The sequence below is a fragment of the Amycolatopsis sp. NPDC051102 genome, from assembly GCF_040682815.1.
Lineage (GTDB): Bacteria > Actinomycetota > Actinomycetes > Mycobacteriales > Pseudonocardiaceae > Amycolatopsis.
This window is the reverse complement of record NZ_JBFBBT010000004.1, coordinates 93563-117162: the sequence shown is the minus strand read 5'-3', so window position 1 is coordinate 117162 and position 23600 is coordinate 93563. Positions and strand designations below refer to the sequence as shown.

Below are 23600 nucleotides of genomic sequence, written 5' to 3'. Positions count from 1 at the left end.
CCGGCCCGGAGGCAGAGGACCGTTGCTCCACAGCCGTCCGGCCGGATCGGGAACGGTCAGCCGGCCAGCGCCGGGGCGACGTGCTTGGTGAACAGGTCGATGCCGGAGCGGTCGTAGGCGGCTTCCGGGAAGTTCACGATCGCGTACGACAGGCCCCGCTTGCCCAGCGCGGCGAGGTGTTCGGCGACCTGCTCCGGAGTACCGACCGTCGGGCCGCTCGCGAACGTGGAGACGGCCCGCTCGGCGGCCTCCGCCGGGACGTACTTCTCGTAGTGGGCCTTCAGCCAGGCCACCTTCTCCTGGACGTCCTTGTCGGTCTCGCCGAGGACGGCGCTGACGTTGCCCGAGCGGACGATCGCGTCGAAGTCGGTGCCGACGTCCTTGCAGTGCGCCGCCAGGATCTCCGACTTGCGGGTGAACATCTCCGGCTCGGGGAAGAAGTTCGTGTACTTCGCGTACTTCGCCGCGATCCGGAGCGTCTTCTTCTCGCCGCCGCCGGCGATCCACAGGGGGATGCCACCCTCCTGCAGCGGCAGCGGACGGAGGATCGCCCCGTCCGTCTGGTAGTACTTGCCGTCCAATGTGGACTTACCGGTGGTCCAGAGGTCGCGCATGATCTGCACGCCCTCGTCGAGCTGGCCGAGCCGCTCACCGGCCGACGGGAAGCCGTAGCCGTACGCCCGCCACTCGTGCTCGTACCAGCCGGCACCGATCCCCATCTCGACGCGGCCGCCGGAGATGATGTCGGCGGTGGCGGCGACCTTCGCCAGGTAGGCGGGGTTGCGGTAGCCCATGCAGGTGCACATCTGCCCGAGCCGGATGGTCTCCGTCGCGGCGGCGAACGCCGAGATCAGCGACCACGCCTCGTGCGTGGCCTCCCCGCTCGGGACCGGCACGGTGTGGAAGTGGTCGTAGACCCAGATCGATTCGAAGGGGCCCGCCTCCGCGTGTTTCGCGAGGCCGAGCATGGTCTTCCAGTGGTCCGCGGGGTCGATGCCGGCCAGGTCGAGCCGCCAGCCCTGCGGGACGAACATTCCGAAGCGCATGCCCCCAACTTAGCGTCGCCCAGGGCTGCGTGCGCCGCTATATTCGGTAGTCCGCCGCCCGGCCGGCACGCTCCGCCTGCAGGTCGGACTCGGCCTGCCCGATCGCCGCGTCGAGCGCGGTGCGGAAATCGGCGATTTCCGCGCGGTTCAGCATGAACACGTCACCGCGCGGCCCGAAGATGCCGATTTCGCCCCGGTTGACCTCGACCGAGCACACGGCCAGGTCACACCAGGCGTCCGTGCACCGCACCAGCCATTCCCGCCGCGGTTCGGTGCTCCTGATCAGCGGCTCGCTCACAAGCCATCCCCTTTCGAGTGATCCCGGAGCGCGCAACCCCACGTCTCCGCCAACGGTTGCTAGTCTGAATTCACCAGCCAAACTTTGCAACTGCTGTACAGCAATTGACACGAACGGATGATGCGCATGCCGATGACACCGACGGTGCGGCTGAAGTTCCTGTCGATCTACATGCGGGAGGCCCGGCTCCAGGCGGGCGTGGACATGAAGGACGCCGCCAAGCTGCTCGGCCGCGACACGACCCGCGTCACCAAGATGGAGAAGGGCCGCGAGGGCCTGACTCCCGGCGACGCCAAGATGCTCCTCGACCACTACGACGTGCACAGCGAAGAGCAGAAGGCCGCCATCGTCGAGCTGGCGAGGACGCGCAGCCAGCGCGGCCGCTGGTCCGGCCACCGCGCCGCGGTTCCGCTCCAGCAGCGCGCGTACTACGACTTCGAGTGCGACGCGAACCTGATCCAGCACTACGGCGCCGAGATGGTGCCCGGCCTGCTGCAGACCGAGTCGTACATGCGCGCCATGCTCGGCCACGACTTCCGCCGGGACACGATCAACATCGAGGATGTCGTCGCGGCCCGGCTGGAGCGCCAAGAGGTCCTGTTCCGGCAGCGGCCCGCGACCGCCGACTTCATCCTGAGCGAAAGCTGCCTGCGCCGTATGGCCGGCGGCAACGCGGTGATGAACGAGCAGCTGAAGCACCTCGTGGCGATCAGCCGCAAGCCGAACATCCAGCTCCAGATCCTGCCCTTCGACGCACCGGGCGGCGGCAACACGTTCGGCTTCACCATGCTGCGCATCCCCGCTCCCACCGCCTCCGCGCAGCCGCTGGAAATGGTCTACGTGGAGAACCTGCACGATGCCGACTACCTCGACGGTGTCGCCGAGACAGCGGACTACGCCAAGCTGTGGAGCCGCCTTACCGCGAACGCCTCAGGCATCGACAAGTCACGGAGGCTTATCCTGGAGATCGCCCAGAACTACGCGTGACATCGAAGGACGGTCCCCCATGTCCCCTGACTTCACCGCTGCCACGTTCAAGACCTCCAGCTACACCCAGAGCAACGGCACGTGCGTCGAGGTTGCGGTCATCCCCGGATACGCGGCGGTCCGCGACACCAAGGACCGCGCGGGTGGCCACATCGCCGTGCCCGCGGAGAGCTTCGCCGCGTTCCTCGCCGCCGTGCGGAGCTAAGCCAGCACGACCCGCGCCAGCTCCGCCGGGGTCGCCAGCAACCCGTGCTTCGGCAGCACCCGGACCGTGTAGCCGATCGATCCCGGGCGGGGCAGCTTCACCCGGGCCGCGAACGCGCCGATGCCGTCGGCGGTCATCGGGACCGTCACCGTGTCGCGCAGCTCGTCGTCGTCGCCCACCCGGCCGACCACCGCCTGGATGTCCACTTCGGACGGTTCGAGGGCGGCCAGGTCGATTCGGGCGCGGATCGTCACCTCGGTGCCGACCACCAGTGGCTCGGTCGCCTCCACCAGCAGCTCCGAGTCGAAGATGCGCACCCGCGGCCACGACACCTCGAGCTTCGTGCGGTAATCCGCCAGCGACAGGGCGCCCCGGTAGCCGTCGCCCGTGGCCGCCGCCACCGTGCGGGAGGCCGGGAGGTAGCCGTTGTCGACGTACTCGCGGACCATCCGGGACGCCTGGACCCGCGGGCCGAGCGTCTCCAGCGTGTGCCACACCATCGACAGCCAGCCCGTCGGCACGCCGTCGGGCGAACGGGCGTAGAACAGCGGCGCGATCTGCTGGCCCAGCAGCTCGTACAGCGCCGCCGCCTCCAGGTCGTCGCGGCGCAGGGGGTCGGTGACGCCGTCCGCCGTCGGGATCGCCCAGCCGTTGCTGCCGTCGTAGCACTCGTCCCACCAGCCGTCGCGGATCGACAGGTTGAGCCCGCCGTTCAGCGCCGACTTCATGCCCGACGTCCCGCACGCCTCCAGCGGCCGCACCGGGTTGTTCAGCCAGACGTCGCAGCCGCGGTACAGGTACCGGGCCATCGACATGTCGTAGTCCGGCAGGAAGACGATCCGGTGCCGGACGTCCGCGCCGTCGACGAACCGGACGATCTGCTGGATCAGCTGCTTGCCGTTCTCGTCGGCCGGGTGCGACTTGCCCGCGACGACCACCTGGATCGGCCGGTCCTCGTGCAGCAGCAGCGTCCGCAGCCGCTCCGGGTCGCGCAGCATCAGCGTCAGCCGCTTGTACGTCGGGACGCGGCGGGCGAAGCCGACCGTCAGCACGTCCGGGTCGAAGACCGAGTCCACCCAGCCCAGCTCCAGCGGGGACGCGCCGCGCTGCAGCCACGCCGCGCGCACCCGGCGCCGGACCTCGTGCACCAGCTTCTCGCGCAGGTCACGCCGCAGGCCCCACAGCTGGGCGTCGGACACGCCGTCGCGCAGCGGCCCCTCGCCGACGTCGAGCCCCCACTCGCGTCCAAGCAGCGTGCTCAGCTCGCGCGCCACCCACGTCGGGCCGTGGACGCCGTTGGTGACCGACGAGATCGGCACCTCGTCGTGGTCGAACCCCGGCCACAGGCGGGAGAACATCTTGCGCGTGACGCGCCCGTGCAGCTGGGACACACCGTTCGCGCGCTGCGCCAGCCGCAGGCCCATGTGCGCCATGTTGAACAGGCCCGGGTTGTCCTCGGCGCCGAGCGCGAGGACGCGGCGCGGGTCGATGTCCGGGACGAGCCTGCCGTCGGCGAAGTAGCGCTGGACCAGGTCCACCGGGAACCGGTCGATGCCCGCGCTGACCGGGGTGTGCGTGGTGAACAGCGTCCCGGCGCGGACCGCGGGCATGGCCTCGTCGAACGCGAGGCCGTCGGCCTGGACGATCTCGCGGGCGCGCTCGAGGCCGAGGAACCCCGCGTGCCCCTCGTTCGTGTGAAACACCATGGGCTGGGGGTGGCCGGTCAGCTCGCAGTACTTCCGCACCGCGCGGAACCCGCCGATGCCGGCCAGGATCTCCTGCCGCAGCCGGTGGTCGGCGTCGCCGCCGTAGAGCCGGTCGGTGACGCCGCGCAGGTCTTCGTCGTTGGCTTCCAGGTCGGTGTCGAGCAGCAGCAGCGGCACCCGCCCGACGCGGGCCTGCCAGATCTGCGCGCACAGGTCGCGCCCGCCCGGCATCGCGACGCCGATCAGCACCGGCCGGCCGCCGGCCGTCAGCAGCTCCAGGGGGAACGCGTTCGGGTCGATCACCGGGTAGTGCTCGACCTGCCAGCCGTCCAGCGACAGCGACTGCCGGAAGTAGCCGTTGCGGTAGAGCAGCCCGACGCCGACCATCGGCACGCCCAGGTCGGACGCGGCCTTGAGGTGGTCGCCGGCCAGCACGCCGAGGCCGCCGGAGTAGTTCGGCAGCGCTTCGGTGACGCCGAACTCCATCGAGAAGTAGGCGACCGCCGACGGCAGGTCGTCGTCTTCGCGGCGCTGGTACCAGCGCGGCTCGGACAGGTACTTCTCCAGGTCCTCGGCCGCGGTTCTCGCGCGCTCGAGGAAGTCGTCGTCGACGGCGAGCTCGTCCAGGCGGGCCGGCGGCAACGCGGTGAGCATCCGCAGCGGGTCGCGTACGGCGTTGAACAGCTCGGCGTCCATCGACGCGAACAGGTCCCGGGTCGGCGGGTGCCACGTCCAGCGCAGGTTGGTGGCCAGCGCACCCAGGCCGGCGAGGGAGTCCGGGAGGCTGGCGCGGACGGTGAACCGGCGGACTGCACGCATGGGAAGCGACGATATCGGGCCGCGGTCCGCGATGCGCAGGGAGGAGTTGAGGGATTACGTGCACATCCCGCGTATGCCCTGGGTAGGGTCCTGCGCGTCGGGTACCGGGTGGGCACGAGAGCGAGTTGGACAGATGATCCCAGGGGGAGGACGGCGGGCGCTGGTCGCGCTGCTGGCCGTCGCGGCGGTCGCCGTGAGCGGGTGCAACAGCAAGGGCGGTGCGAACGGGGACCCGGCCAAGGACACCGGCGCGGGCTCGGTCTCCGGGCTGCCGGTGACGCACTTCGAGAGCGGCCTCAAGCCGGGCGCGCCGTCGCCGGACCTGAACGTCCGCAACGCCGACGGCGGGGAGGACGACAAGCTCGCCACCGCCGCGATCGCCGACGTCCAGGCGTACTGGAGCGAGATGCTCCCGGCGAACTTCGGCCAGCAGTTCGAGCCGGTCAAGTCGCTGCTGTCCTACGACGCGCAGACCGACACCGAGCAGACCGGCTGCGGCAGCGTGAAGAAGCTCGTGAACGCGTTCTACTGCCCGAACGACGACTCGGTGGCCTGGGACCGCGGCGTGCTGCTGCCGATGCTGCGCCAGCGGTTCGGCCCGATGTCGGTGGTCGTCGTGCTCGCGCACGAGTTCGGCCACGCCGTCCAGTACCGGCTCGGCGACAAGGCGGGGGTGAGCAAGAGCACGCCCACCGTGGTCAAGGAGCAGCAGGCCGACTGCTTCGCCGGCGGCTACTTCCGCTGGGTCGCCGAGGACAAGAGCAAGTTCTACCGCGTGTCGACGTCCGAGGGCCTGAACCAGGTGATGGCGTCGATGTTCCTGATCCGCGACCAGGCCGGCACCAGCGCCGCCGACAAGGGCGCGCACGGCACGGCGTTCGACCGCACCTACGCGTTCCAGGCCGGGTTCGAGAAGGGCCCCAAGGAGTGCGCCGGGATGACCGCGGAGAACGTCAAGGCACGGCTCACCGAGCGCCCGTTCGACAAGGGCGACAAGGGCAAGGGCGACGCGAAGTTCAACGCCCAGGCCGTCGAGCTGCTGAAGAAGAGCCTCGACGAGGCGTTCAAGGGCGCCGGGGTGGCCGCGCCGGAAATCTCCGACAGCGGCAGCTGCCAGACCACGCCGCCGGCGTCCTACTGCGCGGGCGACAACACGGTGAGCATCGACCTGGCCAAGCTGGCGCAGCTGGCCCAGCCGATCGACCGCGAGGCCGAGATGAAGGGCCAGGACCCGGGCGGCATGGGCGACTTCGCGGCGTTCTCCGAGGTCGCGTCGCGGTACGCGCTGGGCATCCAGAAGGGCGTCGGCGCGTCGATCGACAACGCGAACGCGGGCCTGCGCACGGCTTGCCTGGTCGGCGCGTGGGCGGCGTTCACCAACCGCCCGGGCGACCTGCGGCTGTCGGCGGGCGACCTCGACGAGGCCATCGCGGACCTGCTGCAGCCGGAGAGCCTCGTCTCGGCGGACGTCAACGGCAAGCGCCCGGACAGCGGTTTCGACCGGGTCGAGGCGCTGCGCCGCGGGTACCTCGAGGGCTCGTCGGTCTGCTCGAAGCAGTACGCCTGATCACGGCGTGAAAAGGGGCCCTCACCGCGGTGGGGGCCCCTTTTCGCCTGCGGTCAGAACAGGGCGCTCGCGAGGTCGCGGCGGGCCTTCATGACCCGGTCGTCGGCCGGATCGAACAGGTCGAACAGGGCCACCAGGTGCTCGCGCACCTTGTTGCGGTCCTCGCCCGCCGTGCGGCGGACGGTGTCGATCAGGCGCTTGAAGCCCGCCTCGACGTCGTTCTCCGCGATGTCCAGGTCGGCCGCGTCGAGCTGGGCCGCCAGGTCCGACGGGTCCGCGTCGGCCTTGGCGCGCGCGTCCGGGTCGGCGCTTTCCGCGCGGGCGGTGAACTTGACCTGGGCCAGGGCGTTCTTCGCCAGTTCGTTGGCCGGTTCGACGTCGAGGATGCGCTCGTACGCGGCCTGCGCGGCCGCGAAGTCACCCCGTTCGAAGGCCTCTTCCGCCTCGGTGAAGCGCGGGTCCTCCGGCTCCTCGACCGGGCCGCCGGCCGCCTCCGCGTCGCGGATGCCCGGCAGCTTGTCGCGCAGGGCGTCCAGGAGCGCGTTGATCCACTTGCGGATCTCGGGCTCGGGCAGCGCGCCGGAGAACGCGTCGACCGGCTGGCCACCGGCGATCGCGACGATCGTCGGGATCGACTGCGCGCCGAACAGCTGCGCGATCCGCGGGTTGGCGTCGACGTCGACCTTCGCCACGACCCACGCGCCGCCGGACTCGGCGGCCATCCGCTCCAGCACCGGGGACAGCTGCTTGCACGGGCCGCACCACTCGGCCCACAGGTCGACGACCACGAGCTGGTGCAGGGACCGCTCCACGACCTCGGCCTGGAAGGTGGCCTCGGTGACATCGATCACGGCGTCGCCCGGCGCCGGCCGCGGCGGGCCGTCGCCCCCGGCCGGGCCGGCTGGCGGGGCCGCCGGCTGCCTCTGCGCCGCTTCGGCGCGGGCCTTGAGCGCGGACAGGTCGACCGCGCCGGAAAGGGCGGCGGACAAGGCCGCTGACTTCGCTGCAGATCCGCGTGGTTGTGTCACGGTTCCATCCTGGCACGCGCACCGGAGAAGTTTCACGGGGTGCCCGGCCCGTCCACGGTGTGGCCGGTCCGGGCGCCGACGACGGCTGCGGCGCGGGTTCGAAAGCCACGGGCGGGTCGCGGGCGGCGAGCTGGTGCCGGCCTCCGGCCCCCGGTGTCCAGCTTACCGACCGGCACCGACGATTCCGGGCCGCGCGCGCAGCCCCGGGGAACTGTCGGTGGTCACCGGTAGCGTGGAAACGGGGCTTGCTCAGCGGGGTGACCGGGCCGATCCGCGGGGTTTCCGCACGCTCCCCGGCCCGTCCGCTTGGCAGGACGGCACCGCTGGGGCAGGCTCGGCCGGGTGCACATCCGGCGTGACGTGAAGGTGGGCCTGTCGGTCGCGGCCGCCGTCGTCTGGATCGGCGCGGTGACGCTGCTCATCGTGCACGAACCGGACCCGGGCGCGACCAGCCCGGCGGAGCTGCGCGACCGGCTCGCCTCGGCGCTCTCCGGCCACGACGCCGACGCCTTCGCCGACCTCCTCGACTACCCCGGTTCGGGCGGCGGCGACTTCGCGAAGGACTACGTCTCGGTGCTGGCCGACCGCGGTGCCCACGACGTGCACGTGGACCTGGGCCCGGACGCGGCCGCCCCGACCCGCGCCACGGTCACCGGCGCCCTCGGCGACGGCCGGCCGTTCAGCTACCCGCTGACGGTGACGAGCGAAGACGGCCGCTGGACGATCGCCTTCACCCCGCCGCTGCCCTGACCCCCTCGTGAGTGGCAAGGCGAGTTAGAACTCGCCTTGCCACTCACGACCCGTCGCGGAGGTGGGCTTCCACCCGGTCCACCTTGGCCGCCAGCTGGCCGGAGAAGCCCGGCCGGATGTCCGCTTTCAGGACCAGGCTGACGCGGGACGAGCCTTCGCCAGCGGCCTCGACCGCGCGCTTGACCACGTCCATCACCTCGTCCCAGGACTCGCCCTCGATGTTGGTGAACATCGCGTTGGTCGAATTGGGCAGCCCGGAGTCGCGGACCACCTTCACCGCGCGGGCCACGGCTTCGCTCACCCCGCCGTCGGGGTCCCCGCCGGACGGGCTCACGCTGAACGCGACGATCATGCTCGGAAGTCCCTTCTTCGGTGGTCATTTCCGCCAGTCGTGCGACACCCGCCGGTACCCGCTGGTAACTTCGCGTGTCATGAACCGTCCGCTGCCGTTCGACCCGATCGCCCGCGCGGCCCGGATCTGGGAGGACCGCATCGGGCCCTCCGGGACCATGGCCGCGGTGACCGGGGTGATGCGGGTCCAGCAGATCATCCAGTCCGCGGTGGACGGCGCGCTCAAGCCGCACGGCTTGACCTTCGCCCGGTACGAAGCACTGGTGCTGCTCACCTTCGCCCGCAGCGCCAGCCTGCCGATGCGGGTGATGGGCGAACGGCTCCAGCTGCACCCCACCAGTGTCACCAACATAGTGGACCGGCTGGAGCGCGACGGGCTCGTGAAGCGCGTGCCGCACCCGACCGACCGCCGGACGACGCTGGTGGAGATCACCGACGAGGGCCGCAAGCGCCGCGAGGCCGCGACGGAGGCCGTCACCGCGATCGACTTCGGGCTGAGCGGGCTGACCGAGCGGCAGACCGAGCAGCTGACGGACCTGCTGACGAAGGTGCGCCGCGCCGCCGGGGACTTCAGCGAGTAAACGCCCGGCCGCGCACTGTCCAAAGCAGAAAGGCCCGCGCCGGAGCGCGGGCCTTTCTCACGTTCTGGGAATCAGGCGGCGACGGGTTCCTTCACCTGGAACAGGCCGACACCGCCGTGGGACAGCCGCTGCGGGCCGTCGAGCTTGCCGTTGCGCAGCGCCCACTTCTCGAACAGCCACGTGAACAGCGGCGGGATGCTCGCGAGCAGGGCCAGGACCAGCGTCTTCGGGCGCCAGCCGAGCGGCTTCGCCACGGACAGGGAGACGACCACGTAGAGGACGAAGATCACGCCGTGCACCATGCCGATGACGGGCACGCCGCCCTCGCCGGAGGAGTGGACGACGTACTTGAGGAACATCCCGACCAGCAGCGCGGCCCAGGACAGGGCTTCGGCTACTGCGGCCACGCGGAACACTAGAGCGGCCTTGCTGGACACTGCTTCCTCCTGTGGGGTCTCACCACGTTCGTACTGGCACGAGAAAACGCCCGACACACCGTCCAAGACGGACTCGTCTCGGACGTCAACGGCGCTGTCGGACGTACTGATACCCAGTGTGAGGCGTGACGGCGCTCACCGGAACACCGGGGCCCGTGACCCTGCTCACGACCGTGGTCCATTGTGGTCTGGACCACGGCCGTGAGCGTGCGCGTCTACTCCGCGCAGGGAGAAACCGGCGCGGACGAGGGTGACGTCCCCCACTTCGCCGTGGCGTCGGCGGTCAGCCCGAAGTCGAGCGTCGTGCCCCGCTTCAGCTGGTCCACGTTGACGTACACGCGATCACTGGCGCGCGAGTCCACCTTCAGGCCCGAGACGTACTGCAGCTTCGAGCCGTCGGCGCCGGGCGCCTTGATCGTGATGTCGCGCCCGTTCTCCAGGTGCAGGACGGACTTCGCGAAGCGCGGCGCGTTGAGCACGAAGTTCCCAGTCCCTGGGACGGCGGGGTACAGGCCCAGCGCGCTGAAGACGTACCAGGCCGACATGGTGCCGAGGTCGTCGTTCCCGGTGACGCCGTTGGGCGCGTTGGTGAACAGCGTGTGCGCCGCCCGCACGACCGCCGACGTCTTCGCCGGCTGCCCGGTGAGCGCGTACATCCACGGCGAGTGCAGGTCGGGCTCGTTGTTCGGGTTGTAGCGGAACTGGTCGTAGTAGTCGTACGGGCCGACGACCCAGTTCTCGCGCACCGCCGTTGCCGGGTCCTTCACCAGTTCGTCGTAGGCGAAGAAGTCGTCCAGGCGCTTCCCGGTGGCCGCCGGGCCGCCCATCCGCTGCACCAGGCCGGGCACGTCCTGCTGAACGAGCCACTGGTACTGCCAGGCCGTGCCCTCGTGGAAGCCGTCCTGGCTCTGCGGGCTGTAGGGCTTGTCGGCCGGCGAGAACCACGCGCCGCCGAGGACCTTCGGCCGGAAGAAGCCGGTGAAGCCCCGGTCGGCCTGGGTGGTGTCCCACAGCGTCCGGTAGGTCCGGCCCTTCTGCCGCAGAGCGGCGGCGTCGGCCTTCTTGCCGAGGGCCGCGGCCATGACCGACAGCGAACAGTCACCGAGCGCGTACTCCAGGGTGGCCGACGCGCCGTGGTTCGGGTCGGTGTCCTGGCCCTTCTTCGGGAAGTCCGGGTCGTACTGGACGAACCCGTCCCGCTGGTAGCTGGCGTTGCCGGAGCGGCCCTGGAACGGCGACGCGGCGGGCGGGATCTCGCGCGAGTTCTGCAGGAGCGCCTGGTAGGCGTGCACTTCTTCGCCGGACAGCGCGCCGAAGCGCCACAGGTCGACCAGGAACGGCGTGACCGGGTCGCCGGTCATCGTGTTCGTCTCCTGGCTCGCGTACGCCCACCGCGGCAGCCAGCCACCCTGGTCGTGGATGGCGAGGATGCTCTTCGCGATGTCCCGCGCCCGGTCCGGCCGCAGCAGCGCGAGGAGCTGGTTCTGGCTGCGGTAGGTGTCCCACAGCGAGAAGAAGTCGTAGTACGTCCAGCCGATCGCGCGGTGGATCTTCTTGTCGAAGCCGTAGTAGCGGCCGTCGGCGTCGTCGGCCGTCAGCGGCTGCAGCAGGGCGTGGTACAGCGAGGTGTAGAACACCGTCCGGTCGTCCGGTGTGCCACCCTTGATGTCCACAGTGGACAGTTCGTGGCGCCAGGTGCGCTGCACCGCGTCCTTGGCGGCGTCGAACGACCGGATGCGCTCCGAGGCCAGGTTGCCCCGCGCGCCGGCCGCGTCCACCTGGGAGATCGCCGTGGTGGCGGTGACCTGGCCGCCACCGGCGAAGGTCAGCCACGCGCCGCGCAGGCCCGCGCCGCCTTCGGAGGACCGCGAGCCGGGCGTGCCGCCGGTCGGCGACCACGTGCCGAACGCCTTGAACGGCTTGTCGAACTTCGTGGTGAAGTACGTCGTGTACGCCTTGCCGCCGCAGAACGCCTGCGACTCCACGGTTCCTTCGACGGTCCGGTCGTCGACGACGCGGATGCTGCTGCCGGTCACCGGTTCCTTGTCGTTGGCCTGCCCGACGTTGACGAAGACGTTGGCATCAACCGGCTTCGTGAACGTGTACCGCTCGGCACCCGCGCGCGTGGCGGCGGTCGTCTCGACGTCGACGCCGCCGTAGCCGGTCAGGTGCACCTTGTAGTAGCCGGGCTTGCCGACTTCGCCGTCGTGGGTGAACGGCGCCGCGTACTGCTTCTGGTCGAACGTGGCCGGCTTGGTCGTGTCGAACGCCTTGCCGGGACCCACTTCGCCGGTGGTCGGCAGGGTCGAAACGAGGCCGCCCTGCTCCCAGCAGCCCGCGCCCGACAGGAAGAAGTGCCCGAACCCGCGGATCGCGGTGTCGGTGTAGCGGTAGCCGGCGTAGTGCGAGGTGATCGGGCTGACCTGCGTCATCCCGAACGGCGCCGAGGCACCGGGGAAGGTGTTCCCCTCGTCCTGCGTGCCGATGAACGTGTTGACGGCGTCGAGGGCGTCCCCGCCGGACGCCTGGGCCGCGGCGGGACTCACCCCCGTCGCCACCACGGCGAGCGTCAACGCGCCCGCCAGGACCTTGCTCTTCACTGAACAGCCCTCCGGAGAACAGGAAAGGCCGCCCGCGCGGAACGCGGGCGGCCTTTCAGGGTCGGATCGTCACGCGCCGATACCGATGGCGAACACGTGCAGGGCACCGCCGCTGACGTTGCCCGGCAGCGTCACGCTCGCCACGGTCTTGCCCGCGTCGAGGGTGATCGGGCTGGTGCCGAACACCATCGTGCGGATCTGCTGCGGGTCGCCGCCCGAGGCGTTGCGGTACGGCGTGGACAGCACGATCCGGTTGCCGAACGCCGGCTGCGCGCCGCCGCCGCCGAGGGTCCAGTCGGAGAACCCGATGGTGGCGGTGGACTTGCTGCCGTCGGTGTAGGTGACGGTCAGCGTGCCGGACGCGTTGCCGTTGGACGCCGAGCCGAGCAGCGCCAGCCGCCCGGACCCGGTCACGTTCACCGTCTGGCCGCCGGCCACGACGTTGTCCGGGTCGCCCGCCGGGAACGACGGCCAGGTGAACTTGATGCCGTCGCTGGTCACAGTGCTGCCCGGAGTCGCCCCGGCCGCAGCGAGGGCGTCGGCCGAGTAGCTCCAGCCGCCGCCGTCGAAGTTGGCCGCGCCCGAGTTCGAATCCGGGGAGATGCCGGCGTTGTTCACGGTGGCCAGCCAGCTGTTCGGCTGGGCCACCAGCACCGTCAGGACGGCCTGCGAGGAAGCCACGCCCGGCGCGGAGAACGTCACCGGGATCCGGCGAGCGCCGTCGGCCAGCCCCGCCGGTACCGAGACCGTCAGCTCCGCGCTCGCCTTGCCCGCGGCGGGCACCGTGATGGTGCCCGTCGCCGGGGTCAGCGTGATCCCGTCGACGCTGCCCGCGCTGTAGGTCCAGGTCCGGGCGGTGCCGGAGAGGTCCTGGACCCCCACGGACGCCTTCGACGTCGACCCCGCGGGCGTCACCGCGCGTGCCGGGTCCACGAAGGACAGGCTCGGCTTCTCCTGCTCGCGGAACGACGGCGGCGCGTCGGCCGTCGCGCTGCCCCACGAGGTCGCCGTGGCGGAGCGCGTGTAGTCGAGCGTGCCGCCGCTGGAGATCAGCGCCTCCGGCAGCCACGCCTTGGCCGCCGCGCCGCCGTTGACCTTCAGGCTGCCCACGTAGTCGCCGGTGCCCGGCGCGTTGATGGTGATCGTCTTGCCCGAGCCGGTGGTGAGCACGGCGTGCTCGAAGCGCGGCGTCACGAGCAGCGTCTCGGCGCGGCCCGGGATCTCCGGGTAGATGCCGAGCGCCGACCAGACGTACCAGGCCGACATCTGACCGAGGTCGTCGTTGCCGATCAGGCCTTCGGGACGCGGGTTGTACAGCTCGTCCATCGAGCGGTGCACGATCGCCTGGGTCTTGGCCGGGGCACCCGCGTACGAGTACACGTACGGCGCGTTGGAGTTCGGCTCGTTGCCCATGAACGCGTACGGGAGCTGCGTGCCCGCGTTCAGCTGGGTGAAGAAGGTGTCCAGCCGCGACTGCGTCGCGGTGTTCCCGCCGAACGCCGTCACGACGCCGCCCAGGTCGTAGGGCACCATCCACTCGTACTGCGCGCCGTTGCCCTCGACCCAGCCCTGCGAGCTGGCGGGGTCGTAGGTGCCGGCGAACGAACCGTCCGCGTTGCGCGGCTGCAGGTGCCCGGTGCCCGGGTTGTAGAGGTTCTGCCAGTTCTGCGCGCGCTTCATGAACGTCGTGTACGTCGCGCTGTCTCCGAGCCGCTTCGCGAACTGGGCGATGGAGAAGTCGGCGCTGGTGTACTCGAGCGTGTCCGCGCCGGCACCCGGCACGTACCCCAGCTTCTGGTAGTCGTCCAGGCCCGGCCGTTCGGTGTAGCCCTGCGTCGGCTGGGTGGCGCCCTTGATCATGAGCAGCAACGCCTTCTGGGCGTCGAAGTCACGGGCACCGAAGGCGTAAGCGCTGGAGACGATGATGTGGTACGGGTCGCCGTTCATGACGCCGGTGTAGTCGTTGGCCACCGTCCAGCGGTCCCACGAGCCGCCCTGCTCGGCGTAGGCCATCATCGACCGGACGATGTCCGACGTCTCGTGCGGCGCGATCGTCGCCAGCAGCGGGGCTTCGGAGCGGTAGATGTCCCAGCCGGAGAAGTTCGTGTACATCGCGTGGCCCTTGTCGGCCGTGTGGATCCGCCCGTCGAAGCCGGGGTACTGGCCGTTGACGTCGGAGAACACGTTCGGCTGGATCAGCGAGTGGTACAGCGAGGTGTAGAACGTCGTCATGTCGGCGTCCGAGCCGCCGGTGACGGCGATCTTGCCGAGCTGCGCGTTCCACGCCTTGCGCGCGTTCGCCGCCACGGTGTCGAACGACTTCCCGGTGTTTTCGGCCTTCAGGTTGGCCTTCGCGCCGTCGACGGACACAAAGGACAGTCCGACCTGGACGTTCACCTGTGCGCCGTTGAGGTTGGCGAAGGTGACGTACCCGCCGCTGCCCGGGCCGCTGACGGTGGTGTTCTGCGTCGCCGCCTTGGCCGGGCGCGCGATCGAGGCGTTCACGCCGTTGGGCTGCGCGACCTTCGCCTTGGCGCCCCCGGTTTCGGCGGCCTTGTTCGGCGTCACGGCGCCGTTCTTCCAGGTGCCGATCGACGCGAACGGCGTGTCGAACTTGGCCGAGAAGTAGACGCGGTAGCTGTTGCGCGCGCCGCAGAAGCGGCCGCTGGTGGCCCAGCCGCTGATGGTGTCCTTGCCGATGGTGATGGACGCGTCGTCGGTGCCGTTGACCGAGCCGGAGGTGTTGACCAGCAGTGTCGAGGACGCGCCGGCCGGGTAGGTCAGCCGCGCGGAGCCGGTGCGCTGGGTCGCGCTGAGCTCGACCTTCGCGCCGCTGTCGAGGGTGACGTCGTAGGCGCCCGCGGTCGCGTGTTCGTTGGCGTGCGAGAACTTCGACGTGTAGTGGGCCGGGTCGGTCGCCGGGGAAGTCGTCACCTCGCCGACGTACGGGATGAAGGGGATGTCCTGGTAGGTCGAGCAGCCGGCGCCGGAAAGGTGCGTCAGGCTGAACCCGGTCAGCGCGTTGTCGTCGTAGAAGTAGCCGCCGGGCTGGGATTTGACCGTGTCCGGGCTCCACTGGACCATGCCGAACGGCGCGACCGCGCCCGGGAACGTGTTGCCGGCACCGCCCCCGGTGCCGTGGTCGGCCCCGCCGGGCCGGGTGCCCACGAAGGGGTTGACCCACTTCGCGTAGTCAGTACTGGTAGCCGCCGCAGCGGGGACAGCGGGAGCCACCGCTGCGGTCACCGCCAATGTCAAGAAAGCTAAACCGGCTCTGAAGCGCACACGCGCCATTGCCATCGCCTCTCCACCTCATCAGCGCGACCGGAAACGGTGCCATGACAACCTTGTCGCGCAGTCGGTCGAACCGGGCCACCTTGGGCAGCGGCTCACCGGACAGTCAAGGGTCCCGTCAAGACCTGTCCGGTTCCGGACAGCGTGATCAGCCGTCTGTCCTACGCCGTCGGTAGCCGAATCGGCACAATCCCCGTCCGGGGCGTTGACAAGCACCGGGCGCGTGGCGTTCAATCCCGGTCACTATGACAACGTTGTCTCCTCCGGGCCGGGACTCCGGCGGCAGCACGCGCACCGCGAGCAGGCGGGCCACGATGAGCGACGTGGCCCGGCTGGCGGGCGTGAGCATCAAGACCGTCTCGCGCGTCGTCAACGACGAACCGGCCGTGCACCCGGACACCGCCGAGCGGGTCATGGCGGCCATCGAGCAGCTGGGTTTCCGGCGCAACCTGGGCGCGCGGAACCTGCGCCGCGGGTCGACCACCGGCACCATCGGGCTGATCGTCGAGGACGTCGGCAACCCCTTCTACTCCGAGCTGAACCGTGCGGTCGAGCGTATCGCGACCTCCTTCGGGCGTCAGGTGCTCACCGGCTCGTCCGAGGAGAACTCCGACCGCGAACGCGAGCTCGTCCTCGAGTTCTGCGCGCGGCGGGTGGACGGCATCCTCGTCGTCCCGGCCGGCCTCCAGCACGGCTACCTCGTGCCGGAGATGCGCGCGGGCACGCCGGTGGTGTTCATCGACCGCCCGGCCGGCGACATCGTGGCCGACACCGTGCTGGTCGACAACCTCGGCGGCACCATCGAAGCCGTCACGCACCTGGCGCAGCACGGGCACCGGCGGATCGCGTTCCTCGGCGACAGCCCGGACATCTTCACCGCGGCCGAGCGCCTGCGCGGGTTCCGCGAGGGCTGTGTCCGCAACGGGATCTCCTACGACGAGTCGCTGGTCTCGATGGGCACGCCGACGCCGGAGTCGATCGGCAGCGCCGTCAAGCGGCTGCTCGACGGCCCGGACGCGGCCACCGCGGTGATCGCCGGCAACAACCGGGTTGCCGTGCACCTGCTGCGCGCGCTGGCCCACGCCGAGCGCCGCCCGGCGATGGTCGGGTTCGACGACTTCGAACTGGCGGACCTGCTGGACCCGCCGGTCACCGTGGTCGCGCACGACGTGAGCGCGCTGGGCCACGCCGCGGCCGAGCTGCTCTTCGCCCGAGTACAGGGAGATCAGTCCCCGCCGAGAAAGGTAGTCCTGCCCGTGCATCTCGTCGCCCGTGGTTCCGGTGAGGTCGCCCCGTGACCCTCGAACCGATCCGGCTCCCCGCCAACCAGCCGCCGCAGTTCTACCGCGGGGGCGACGCCATCGCGGCGCTGCGCGGGGCCTCGCCGGACAAGAAGTTCGGCCCGGAGGACTGGGTCGCGTCGGTGAGCACCATGTTCGGCCAGGACACCAACGGCCTCACCCGGCTCCCGGACGGCGCCTGGCTGCGCGACGCCGTCGTGGCGAACCCGAACGGCTGGCTCGGCGCGAAGCACGTCGAAGCGCTCGGGACGTCGACCGGCCTGCTGGTCAAGCTCCTCGACGCGGGCCAGCGGCTGCCCGTGCACTTCCACCCGGACGACACCTTCGCCAAGCAGCACTTCGACTCCCACTTCGGCAAGACCGAGGCGTGGATCGTGGTCGGCACCTACGGCGACGACCCGCGCGTCTACCCGGGCTTCAAGGAGACGCTGCCGAAGGCGACGGTGTCCGAGTGGACGCGGGAGCAGGACGTGCCGTCGATGCTGGGCGCGCTCAACAGCATCCCGGTGTCGGCGGGAGACACCGTCTACATCCCGGCCGGGCTGCCGCACGCGATCGGCGAGGGCGTGTTCGTCGTCGAGCTGCAGCAGCCGACGGACTTCTCGCTCACCATCGAGTGGCGTGACTTCCTGGCGTCACCGGAGAAGGGCCACCTCGGCCTGGGCTTCGACACCGCCATCGAGGCGCTGGACACCTCCGGCTGGGACGCCGAGCGCCTCGAAACCATCATCAGGCGCACCGCGGGCGATTCTTCGTCCACTGTGGACCTGCTGGCCGGCGGATCGGAGCGGTTCTTCCGAGCCGACCAGTTGCGCACCGACAAGGCGACAACGTTGTCACTCGATCCGTCGTTCGCGGTCCTGGTCGTCCTCGACGGCGAAGGCACCCTCCGCACCGAACACGGCGGCGAGCACGCGCTGGCGAAGGGTGACACCTACGTCGTCCCGTTCGACGCCGGCCAGACCGAGCTGTCCGGTACGGCGACGGTGATCCGCTGCCGCCCGCCGGCGCCGGAAGAGAGGCACGGATGAGCGAAATCCTGCTGGACGCGATCGACCTCACGAAGCACTACGGCTCGGTCGAAGCCCTGCGCGGCGCGTCGTTCCAGGCGCGCGCGGGCGAGGTGACGGCGCTGATCGGCGACAACGGCGCCGGCAAGTCGACGCTGGTCAAGTGCCTCTCCGGGGCGGAGCAGCCGACGTCGGGGAAAATCGTCCTGGACGGCACGGAGGTCCACTTCGATTCGCCGACCACCGCGCGGCGCCTCGGCATCGAGACCGTCTACCAGGATCTCGCGGTCGCGCCCGAGCTCGACCCGGCGGCCAACCTGTTCCTCGGCCGCGAAATCCACCGCAAGGGCCTCCTCGGCAAGCTGGGGATGCTCGACAAGGCCGAGATGCGGCGGCAGGCCGTCGAGGAGTTCCAGCGCCTGGGCGTGACACTGCAGAGCACCGACGTCCCGATCGGCTCACTCTCGGGCGGCCAGCGGCAGAGCGTCGCCGTGGCGCGCTCGGTCGTGTGGGCGTCGAAGGTCGTGTTCATGGACGAGCCGACGGCCGCCCTCGGTGTCGTCCAGCGCGAACGCGTCCTCGACGTCATCAAGAAGGTGCGCGACAAGGGCATCGCCGTCGTGCTGATCAGCCACAACATGCCCGAGGTGCTGTCGGTCGCCGACCGCGTCGAGGTGCTGCGGCTCGGCAAGCGCGTCGCCCGGTTCACCGGGGCGGACACGAAGCTCGAAGACCTCGTCGCCGCGATGACCGGCGCCCTCGTGCAGGAGGAGGCCGCATGAGCGTGTCGACACCCCCGAAGAAGGACATCCAGCAATCCCCCGAGGCCGGGTTCGGCAAGCGGCCGCTGGGCAAACGCCTGATCGAGGCCAACACGTTCTGGATCGGGCTGGTCCTGCTGGCGCTGGTCATCATGTTCAGCGTGATCGCGCCGGACAGCTTCCCGACGCTGTTCACCTTCCAGACGCTGTTCATCGAGTCCTCGGTCCTGCTCATCCTTTCAGTGGGCATGACGTTCGTGATCATCACCTCGGGCATCGACCTCTCGGTCGGCTCGGTGCTGATCCTCGCGGGCATGGTCGCGGGCAAGGTCATGGAGGGGATGTCCGGCGGCGACGCGTCGAAAGCGGGCTGGGGCGTGATCCTCGTCGGGTTCGTCGTCGCCGTGGTCACCGGCACGATCTGGGGCGTGATCAACGGCGTGCTCGTGGCGAAGGCGAAGATCCCGGCGCTGATCGTCACGCTCGGCACGATGGGCGCCGCGCTGGCCACCGCCTACCTGCTCAACGGCGGCTCGGACCTGCGGACCGTGCCCGCCGCTTTGACGCAGACCCTCGGGTACGGCACCTCCTTCGGCGTGGTGCCCAACCTGGTCATCGTCGCCATCGTGATCACCGTGATCGGCGCCTGGCTGCTGCGGACGACGAAGTTCGGGCGGTACACGTTCGCGGTCGGCTCCAACGCCGAGGGCGCGCGGCGCGCGGGCATCGGCGTCACCGCGCACCTGCTGAAGGTGTACACGCTGACCGGCTTCCTGGCCGGCATCGCCGGGTTCCTCTCGCTGGCCTACTACAACTCGACCACCATCTCCGGGCACACCACCGACAACCTCAACGCCATCGCCGCGGTCGTGATGGGCGGGACGAGCCTCTTCGGCGGCGTCGGCACGATCCTGGGCACGGTGATCGGGGTCTTCATCCCCGCCGTGCTGCGCAAGGGTTTCAACATCATCCACGTCCAGGACTTCTGGCAGATGTTCATCGTCAGCTGGGTCCTGGTCGCCGCGGTCTGGTTCGACCAGCGCCGCCGCCGTCGCCGCAACTCCCGCTGAGTTTCCCCGAGTACAGTCCCCCAAGTACAACGAGGTGCTTATGAAACTGACCAAGACTCTCACCGCCATGGGTGCCGTGGTCTCCGCCGCCGCCCTGCTGTCCGCATGCGGCTCCGGCACGGTCGGGCAGAGCGGGTCCGGCAACACGGCCACGCCGGTCGGCGGCAAGAAGCTCGCGCTGATCCCGGGCGTGCAGGCCGAGCCGTTCTACATCTCTTTGCAGTGCGGTGCCGAAGCCGAGGCGAAGAAGCTCGGCTACGAACTGACCACCCAGGCGCCGCAGAAGTTCGACGCTCCCCTGCAGACCCAGCTGGTCAACGCCCTCGGCGCGAACCCGCCGGCGGCGCTGCTCATCGCCCCGACCGACGACACCGCGATGCTCGCGCCGATCCAGCAGGTCAAGGCGCGCGGGACGAAGATCGTCGAGGTCGACACCGCGCTGAAGGACACGGGCGTGGCTGCGTCGTCGATCTCGTCGGACAACTCCGCGGGCGGCAAGCTCGCCGCCCAGACGATGGCGAAGCTCGCGGGCGGCAAGAGCGGCTCGGTGCTGGTGCTCGACACGATCGCCGGCACGTCCACAACCGCCGCGCGCGCCAAGGGCTTCGAGGACGAGCTGAAGAACACCCCGAACCTGAAGTCGATCGGCGTCCAGTTCACCCAGAACGAGCCGGAGCAGGCCGCGGCCAAGGTGACGGCGGCCCTGTCGTCGACCCCGGACCTGATCGGCGTCTTCGCGACCAACCTGAACACCGGTGAGGGCGCGGCGACCGGCCTGCGCAACGCCGGCAAGGTCGGCGCGGTCAACCTGATCGGCTTCGACGCCAGCCCGTCCGAGGTCGAAGGCCTGAAGAACGGCCAGTACCAGGCCCTGATCGCCCAGGACCCGGCCGCGATCGGCACCCAGGGCGTCCAGCAGGCGGTCGCGGCGATCGAGGGCAAGCCGGTGACGCGGAACCTCACCGCGCAGCTGCACTCGATCACGAAGGCCGACATGGACGCCAACTCTCAGTACTTCTACAAGCAGAGCTGCTGAGCCGTCCGTCAGGGTCCTGCGGGTGGTGTGCGCACCGCCCGCAGTGCCCTGACCAGCGTGTTCACCGGCAGTGAACAGCAGGTGCCGGTCACCGCGGTGAGAGAACCGCTCACCGCTTGACCCGTTCCCCCGCGCGGGTGTGCCCCGTCACACTCACTTGCACATGCATCGGCACATGCATGATCGCAGGGAGGGTGCGATGAGGTACCGGCCGGCCGTGCATCGCACGGTCTTCGCGGTCGACGTCGAGGGCTACGGCGACCAGCGCAGAACCACGCCCGACCGCCTGCTGCTGCGCGCGGGACTGTACCGCGCGCTGGACCGGGCGTTCGACGACGCCGGCGTCCCGTGGCGGGACTGCCGGCCCGAGGACTGCGGCGACGGCGTGTTCGTCCTCGCCCCGCCGGAGGTCCCGAAGGGGCTCTTCGTCGAGTTCCTGCCCGCCGCGCTCGCCGTCGCGCTGCACCGGCACAACCGCACGCACGACCCCGGGGCCCGGATCCGGCTCCGGATGGCGCTGCACGCGGGCGAGATCGCCTACGACGACCACGGCGTCACCGCGCCGGCGATCAACCAGACGTTCCGGCTGCTGGAGGCGAAACCGCTGAAGGAGGCGCTCAGGTCCTCGCGCGGTGTGCTGGCGCTGATCACCTCGGCGTGGTTCTTCGACGAGGTCGTCCGGCACAGCGACGGCCTCGACCCGACGACGTTCCGGCCGGTGCCGGTGGCCGTCAAGGAAACGCGCACGACCGGCTGGATCTCGCTGCCGGACCGGCCCTACCCGGCGAACTCGAGCTTGCTGGGCAACGCCACGGCGATCGACCACTACCGGAACTGGCGCCGCTTCCGCCGCCACGCCCAGGTGCTGGCCGACCGCGACGGGCGCGCGTAGCCGTAGGATCTTTGCCCTGGACACCGCCGCCGAGGGGAGGCCCGATGACCGTGCACCTGCGCCCGGCGTCCCGCGCCGACCCGCTGCCGGTGCTCGCCGCGGCCCGGCGCGTCTCCGACGACCTGCGCGACGGCCTGTCCGGCACCCGCGCCCGCCGCGCCGCGCACGGCCTGCGCCGGCTCTTCGGGTTCCCCGGCCTCGGCCTCACCGACCTGTCCGGCTCGCTGCTGTGGTCGGGCCGGCCCGGGCCGGACGCGGTCGTCGCGACGGTGCTCGACAGCGTCCTCCACAGCGAAGAACCCGGTTCGGCACCGGACGTCCTGGTGCTGCCGCTGCACGTCCACGACGAGCTCGCCGGGGCGCTGCTGGTGGTCGGGGACGTCCGGGACGCGGTCGCGGCCCAGGCCGCCGACCTCGTGGTGCAGGCGCTGGAGCGGTGGCGGCTCGAGGCGTCGGCGGAACAGGCGGCGCAGGCCGAGCTGCGCGCGCTGCGGGCGGAGATGTCGCCGCACTTCGTCTACAACGCGCTGACGGTCATCGCGTCGCTGGTGCGTTCGGACCCCGACCGGGCCCGTGACCTCATGCTCGACTTCGCCGACTACACGCGCTACAGCCTGGCTCGCCACGGCGAGTACACCGTCGTCGCCGAGGAGTTCCGCGCGATCGAGACGTACCTGGCGCTGCAGCGGGCGGTGCTCGGCGAACGGCTGCGCGTGCAGGTGCGGGTCGCGCCGGAGATCCTCGCCGTCGCGGTGCCGTACCTGGTGCTGGAGCCGCTGGTGGAGAACGCGATCCGGCACGGCATCGAGCCGCGGTCGGGCACCGGGCTGGTCCAGGTGCACGGCCAGGCGGAAGGGAACGACTGCGTGATCTTCGTCGAGGACGACGGGGTCGGCATGGACCCGCACCGGGCGGCGGACATCCTCGCCGGGCGCACCGGTGAGGACGATGCCGCCGGGATGGGATTGGCCAATGTGGACAGACGGCTGCGGGACGTCTACGGCGCCTGGTACGGCCTGACCGTGGAGACCGAGATCGGCGCGGGCACCCGGGTGATCGTGCGGGTACCGCGGTTCCAGCCGGGGGTGCTGCCGTGACGGGCCTGCGTGTCCTCGCCGTCGACGACCTCCCGCCGGCGCTGGACGAGCTCTGCCGCATGTTGCGCGAAGCGCCCGAAGTCGGCGAAGTCGTCGGCGCGGGTGACGCGCTGAAGGCGTTGAAGCTGCTTCAGGCGGACCGGTTCGACGCGGTGTTCCTCGACATCTCGATGCCGGGTCTCGACGGCTTGGAACTGGCGTCGCTGCTGGCGAAGCTGAGCGAGCCACCGGTGATCGTGTTCGTCACGGCGCACGACGGCCACGCGGTGACGGCGTACGGCATCGGCGCGGTCGACTACCTGCTCAAGCCGGTCCGCACCGAACGGCTGTCGACGGCGCTGGAGAAGGTGACTCGGATGGCAACGCCCGATTCGCGCACTACGCCGGACGCGATGGCAGCGCTGCCGGTGGAGTCGGGCGGGCGGACGCGGTACGTCCGGCGCGACGACGTCCTGTTCGTGGAGGCCCACGGCGACTACGTCCGCCTGCACACGCGCGGCGGCGTCCACCTGGTGCGGATGCCGATCTCGCGGCTGGAGGAGTACTGGGAGGGCACCGGGTTCAGCCGGGTGCACCGCGGGTTCCTGCTGGCCGTCGGAGCAGTGCTGGAGCTGCGCAGCGACACGGCGGGCGGGCTGCTGGCCCACACGGAGGCCGGCGACGTCCCGGTGAGCCGCCGGCACGCGCGGGATCTGCGCGACCGGCTGCTGGAAGCCGCCCAGCGCGGCCAGCTCGGAGCCGATCCGCGATGAGCCGCGACGCAC

At 70.6% G+C, this 23600-nt stretch carries 21 protein-coding genes; 13 read left to right on the top strand and 8 right to left on the bottom strand.

What is annotated here, in order from left to right; all coding sequences use genetic code 11:
* Positions 1–56: 56 nt before the first annotated feature.
* Positions 57–1046 (bottom strand): LLM class F420-dependent oxidoreductase, encoded by a 990-nt coding sequence (locus tag AB0M93_RS14920; protein WP_364273198.1) that lies wholly within the window; start codon positions 1044–1046, stop codon positions 57–59.
* A gap of 37 nt (positions 1047–1083) precedes the next feature.
* The gene (locus tag AB0M93_RS14915) at positions 1084–1344 is read right to left on the bottom strand and encodes a hypothetical protein (RefSeq protein WP_364273195.1); all 261 of its coding nucleotides are present in this window, start codon (positions 1342–1344) and stop codon (positions 1084–1086) included.
* 126 nt (positions 1345–1470) lie between these two features.
* On the opposite strand from AB0M93_RS14915, the gene AB0M93_RS14910 reads away from it, so the two are divergent.
* Together AB0M93_RS14910 and AB0M93_RS14905 are read left to right on the top strand one after the other, a co-directional pair.
* A complete protein-coding gene (locus AB0M93_RS14910; RefSeq protein WP_364273193.1) occupies positions 1471–2331 on the top strand; it encodes a helix-turn-helix transcriptional regulator in 861 nt (286 codons plus the stop codon).
* A 19-nt stretch (positions 2332–2350) separates the two neighbouring features.
* Complete coding sequence (locus AB0M93_RS14905) at positions 2351–2536, top strand: DUF397 domain-containing protein (RefSeq protein ID WP_364273190.1); 186 nt, start codon at positions 2351–2353, stop codon at positions 2534–2536.
* Here the strand turns inward: AB0M93_RS14905 and glgP are convergent.
* Positions 2533–5061, bottom strand: a complete 2529-nt coding sequence (gene glgP, locus AB0M93_RS14900; RefSeq protein ID WP_364273186.1) for an alpha-glucan family phosphorylase — start codon at positions 5059–5061, stop codon at positions 2533–2535. The genes AB0M93_RS14905 and glgP overlap by 4 nt on opposite strands.
* A 133-nt stretch (positions 5062–5194) precedes the next feature.
* Here glgP and AB0M93_RS14895 point away from each other — a divergent pair, with 133 nt between their 5' ends.
* Entirely contained in the window at positions 5195–6628 is a 1434-nt protein-coding gene (locus AB0M93_RS14895; RefSeq protein ID WP_364273184.1) for a neutral zinc metallopeptidase, read from the top strand.
* A gap of 53 nt (positions 6629–6681) precedes the next feature.
* On the opposite strand, the gene AB0M93_RS14890 is transcribed toward AB0M93_RS14895, so the two are convergent.
* Complete coding sequence (locus tag AB0M93_RS14890) at positions 6682–7656, bottom strand: tetratricopeptide repeat protein (protein WP_364273181.1); 975 nt, start codon at positions 7654–7656, stop codon at positions 6682–6684.
* Positions 7657–7998: 342 nt separating this feature from the next.
* On the opposite strand from AB0M93_RS14890, the gene AB0M93_RS14885 reads away from it, so the two are divergent.
* A complete protein-coding gene (locus AB0M93_RS14885) occupies positions 7999–8406 on the top strand; it encodes a hypothetical protein (RefSeq protein ID WP_364273178.1) in 408 nt (135 codons plus the stop codon).
* 43 nt (positions 8407–8449) lie between these two features.
* Here the strand turns inward: AB0M93_RS14885 and AB0M93_RS14880 are convergent, their stop codons facing one another.
* On the bottom strand, positions 8450–8758 hold the full coding sequence (locus AB0M93_RS14880; RefSeq protein WP_364273175.1) for a thiamine-binding protein: 309 nt from the start codon (positions 8756–8758) through the stop codon (positions 8450–8452).
* 79 nt (positions 8759–8837) lie between these two features.
* Here AB0M93_RS14880 and AB0M93_RS14875 point away from each other — a divergent pair, with 79 nt between their 5' ends.
* Positions 8838–9338: a MarR family transcriptional regulator gene (locus tag AB0M93_RS14875; protein ID WP_004562932.1), complete on the top strand. Its 501-nt coding sequence runs from the start codon at positions 8838–8840 to the stop codon at positions 9336–9338.
* A gap of 71 nt (positions 9339–9409) precedes the next feature.
* Here AB0M93_RS14875 and AB0M93_RS14870 read toward each other — a convergent pair whose 3' ends face one another.
* The 3 genes from AB0M93_RS14870 to AB0M93_RS14860 form a co-directional block, all read right to left on the bottom strand.
* Positions 9410–9775 carry a DUF3817 domain-containing protein gene (locus AB0M93_RS14870; protein WP_103350428.1) on the bottom strand — a complete coding sequence of 122 codons (366 nt, stop codon included), beginning with the start codon at positions 9773–9775 and terminating at the stop codon, positions 9410–9412.
* Positions 9776–9990: 215 nt separating this feature from the next.
* Positions 9991–12375, bottom strand: a complete 2385-nt coding sequence (locus AB0M93_RS14865; protein ID WP_364273172.1) for a GH92 family glycosyl hydrolase — start codon at positions 12373–12375, stop codon at positions 9991–9993.
* A gap of 69 nt (positions 12376–12444) precedes the next feature.
* Positions 12445–15669, bottom strand: a complete 3225-nt coding sequence (locus AB0M93_RS14860) for a GH92 family glycosyl hydrolase (protein ID WP_364274331.1) — start codon at positions 15667–15669, stop codon at positions 12445–12447.
* Between the two features lie 314 nt (positions 15670–15983).
* Here AB0M93_RS14860 and AB0M93_RS14855 point away from each other — a divergent pair, with 314 nt between their 5' ends.
* The 8 genes from AB0M93_RS14855 (at position 15984) to AB0M93_RS14820 (ending at position 23588) form a co-directional block, all read left to right on the top strand.
* Positions 15984–16967 (top strand): LacI family DNA-binding transcriptional regulator, encoded by a 984-nt coding sequence (locus AB0M93_RS14855; RefSeq protein ID WP_364274328.1) that lies wholly within the window; start codon positions 15984–15986, stop codon positions 16965–16967.
* The gene (locus tag AB0M93_RS14850; RefSeq protein WP_364273169.1) at positions 16964–18001 is read left to right on the top strand and encodes a class I mannose-6-phosphate isomerase; all 1038 of its coding nucleotides are present in this window, start codon (positions 16964–16966) and stop codon (positions 17999–18001) included. The genes AB0M93_RS14855 and AB0M93_RS14850 overlap by 4 nt, the downstream gene beginning before the upstream one ends.
* Complete coding sequence (locus AB0M93_RS14845) at positions 17998–18762, top strand: ATP-binding cassette domain-containing protein (protein ID WP_364273167.1); 765 nt, start codon at positions 17998–18000, stop codon at positions 18760–18762. The genes AB0M93_RS14850 and AB0M93_RS14845 overlap by 4 nt, the downstream gene beginning before the upstream one ends.
* A complete protein-coding gene (locus AB0M93_RS14840; RefSeq protein ID WP_364273164.1) occupies positions 18759–19811 on the top strand; it encodes an ABC transporter permease in 1053 nt (350 codons plus the stop codon). Before AB0M93_RS14845 ends, AB0M93_RS14840 begins: the two co-directional genes overlap by 4 nt.
* A gap of 40 nt (positions 19812–19851) precedes the next feature.
* Positions 19852–20847 (top strand): ABC transporter substrate-binding protein, encoded by a 996-nt coding sequence (locus AB0M93_RS14835; protein ID WP_364273162.1) that lies wholly within the window; start codon positions 19852–19854, stop codon positions 20845–20847.
* 199 nt (positions 20848–21046) lie between these two features.
* Entirely contained in the window at positions 21047–21739 is a 693-nt protein-coding gene (locus AB0M93_RS14830; protein WP_364273160.1) for a hypothetical protein, read from the top strand.
* A gap of 44 nt (positions 21740–21783) precedes the next feature.
* Entirely contained in the window at positions 21784–22836 is a 1053-nt protein-coding gene (locus tag AB0M93_RS14825) for a histidine kinase (protein WP_364273158.1), read from the top strand.
* Complete coding sequence (locus AB0M93_RS14820) at positions 22833–23588, top strand: LytTR family DNA-binding domain-containing protein (RefSeq protein WP_364273155.1); 756 nt, start codon at positions 22833–22835, stop codon at positions 23586–23588. The genes AB0M93_RS14825 and AB0M93_RS14820 overlap by 4 nt, the downstream gene beginning before the upstream one ends.
* Positions 23589–23600 lie beyond the last annotated feature (12 nt).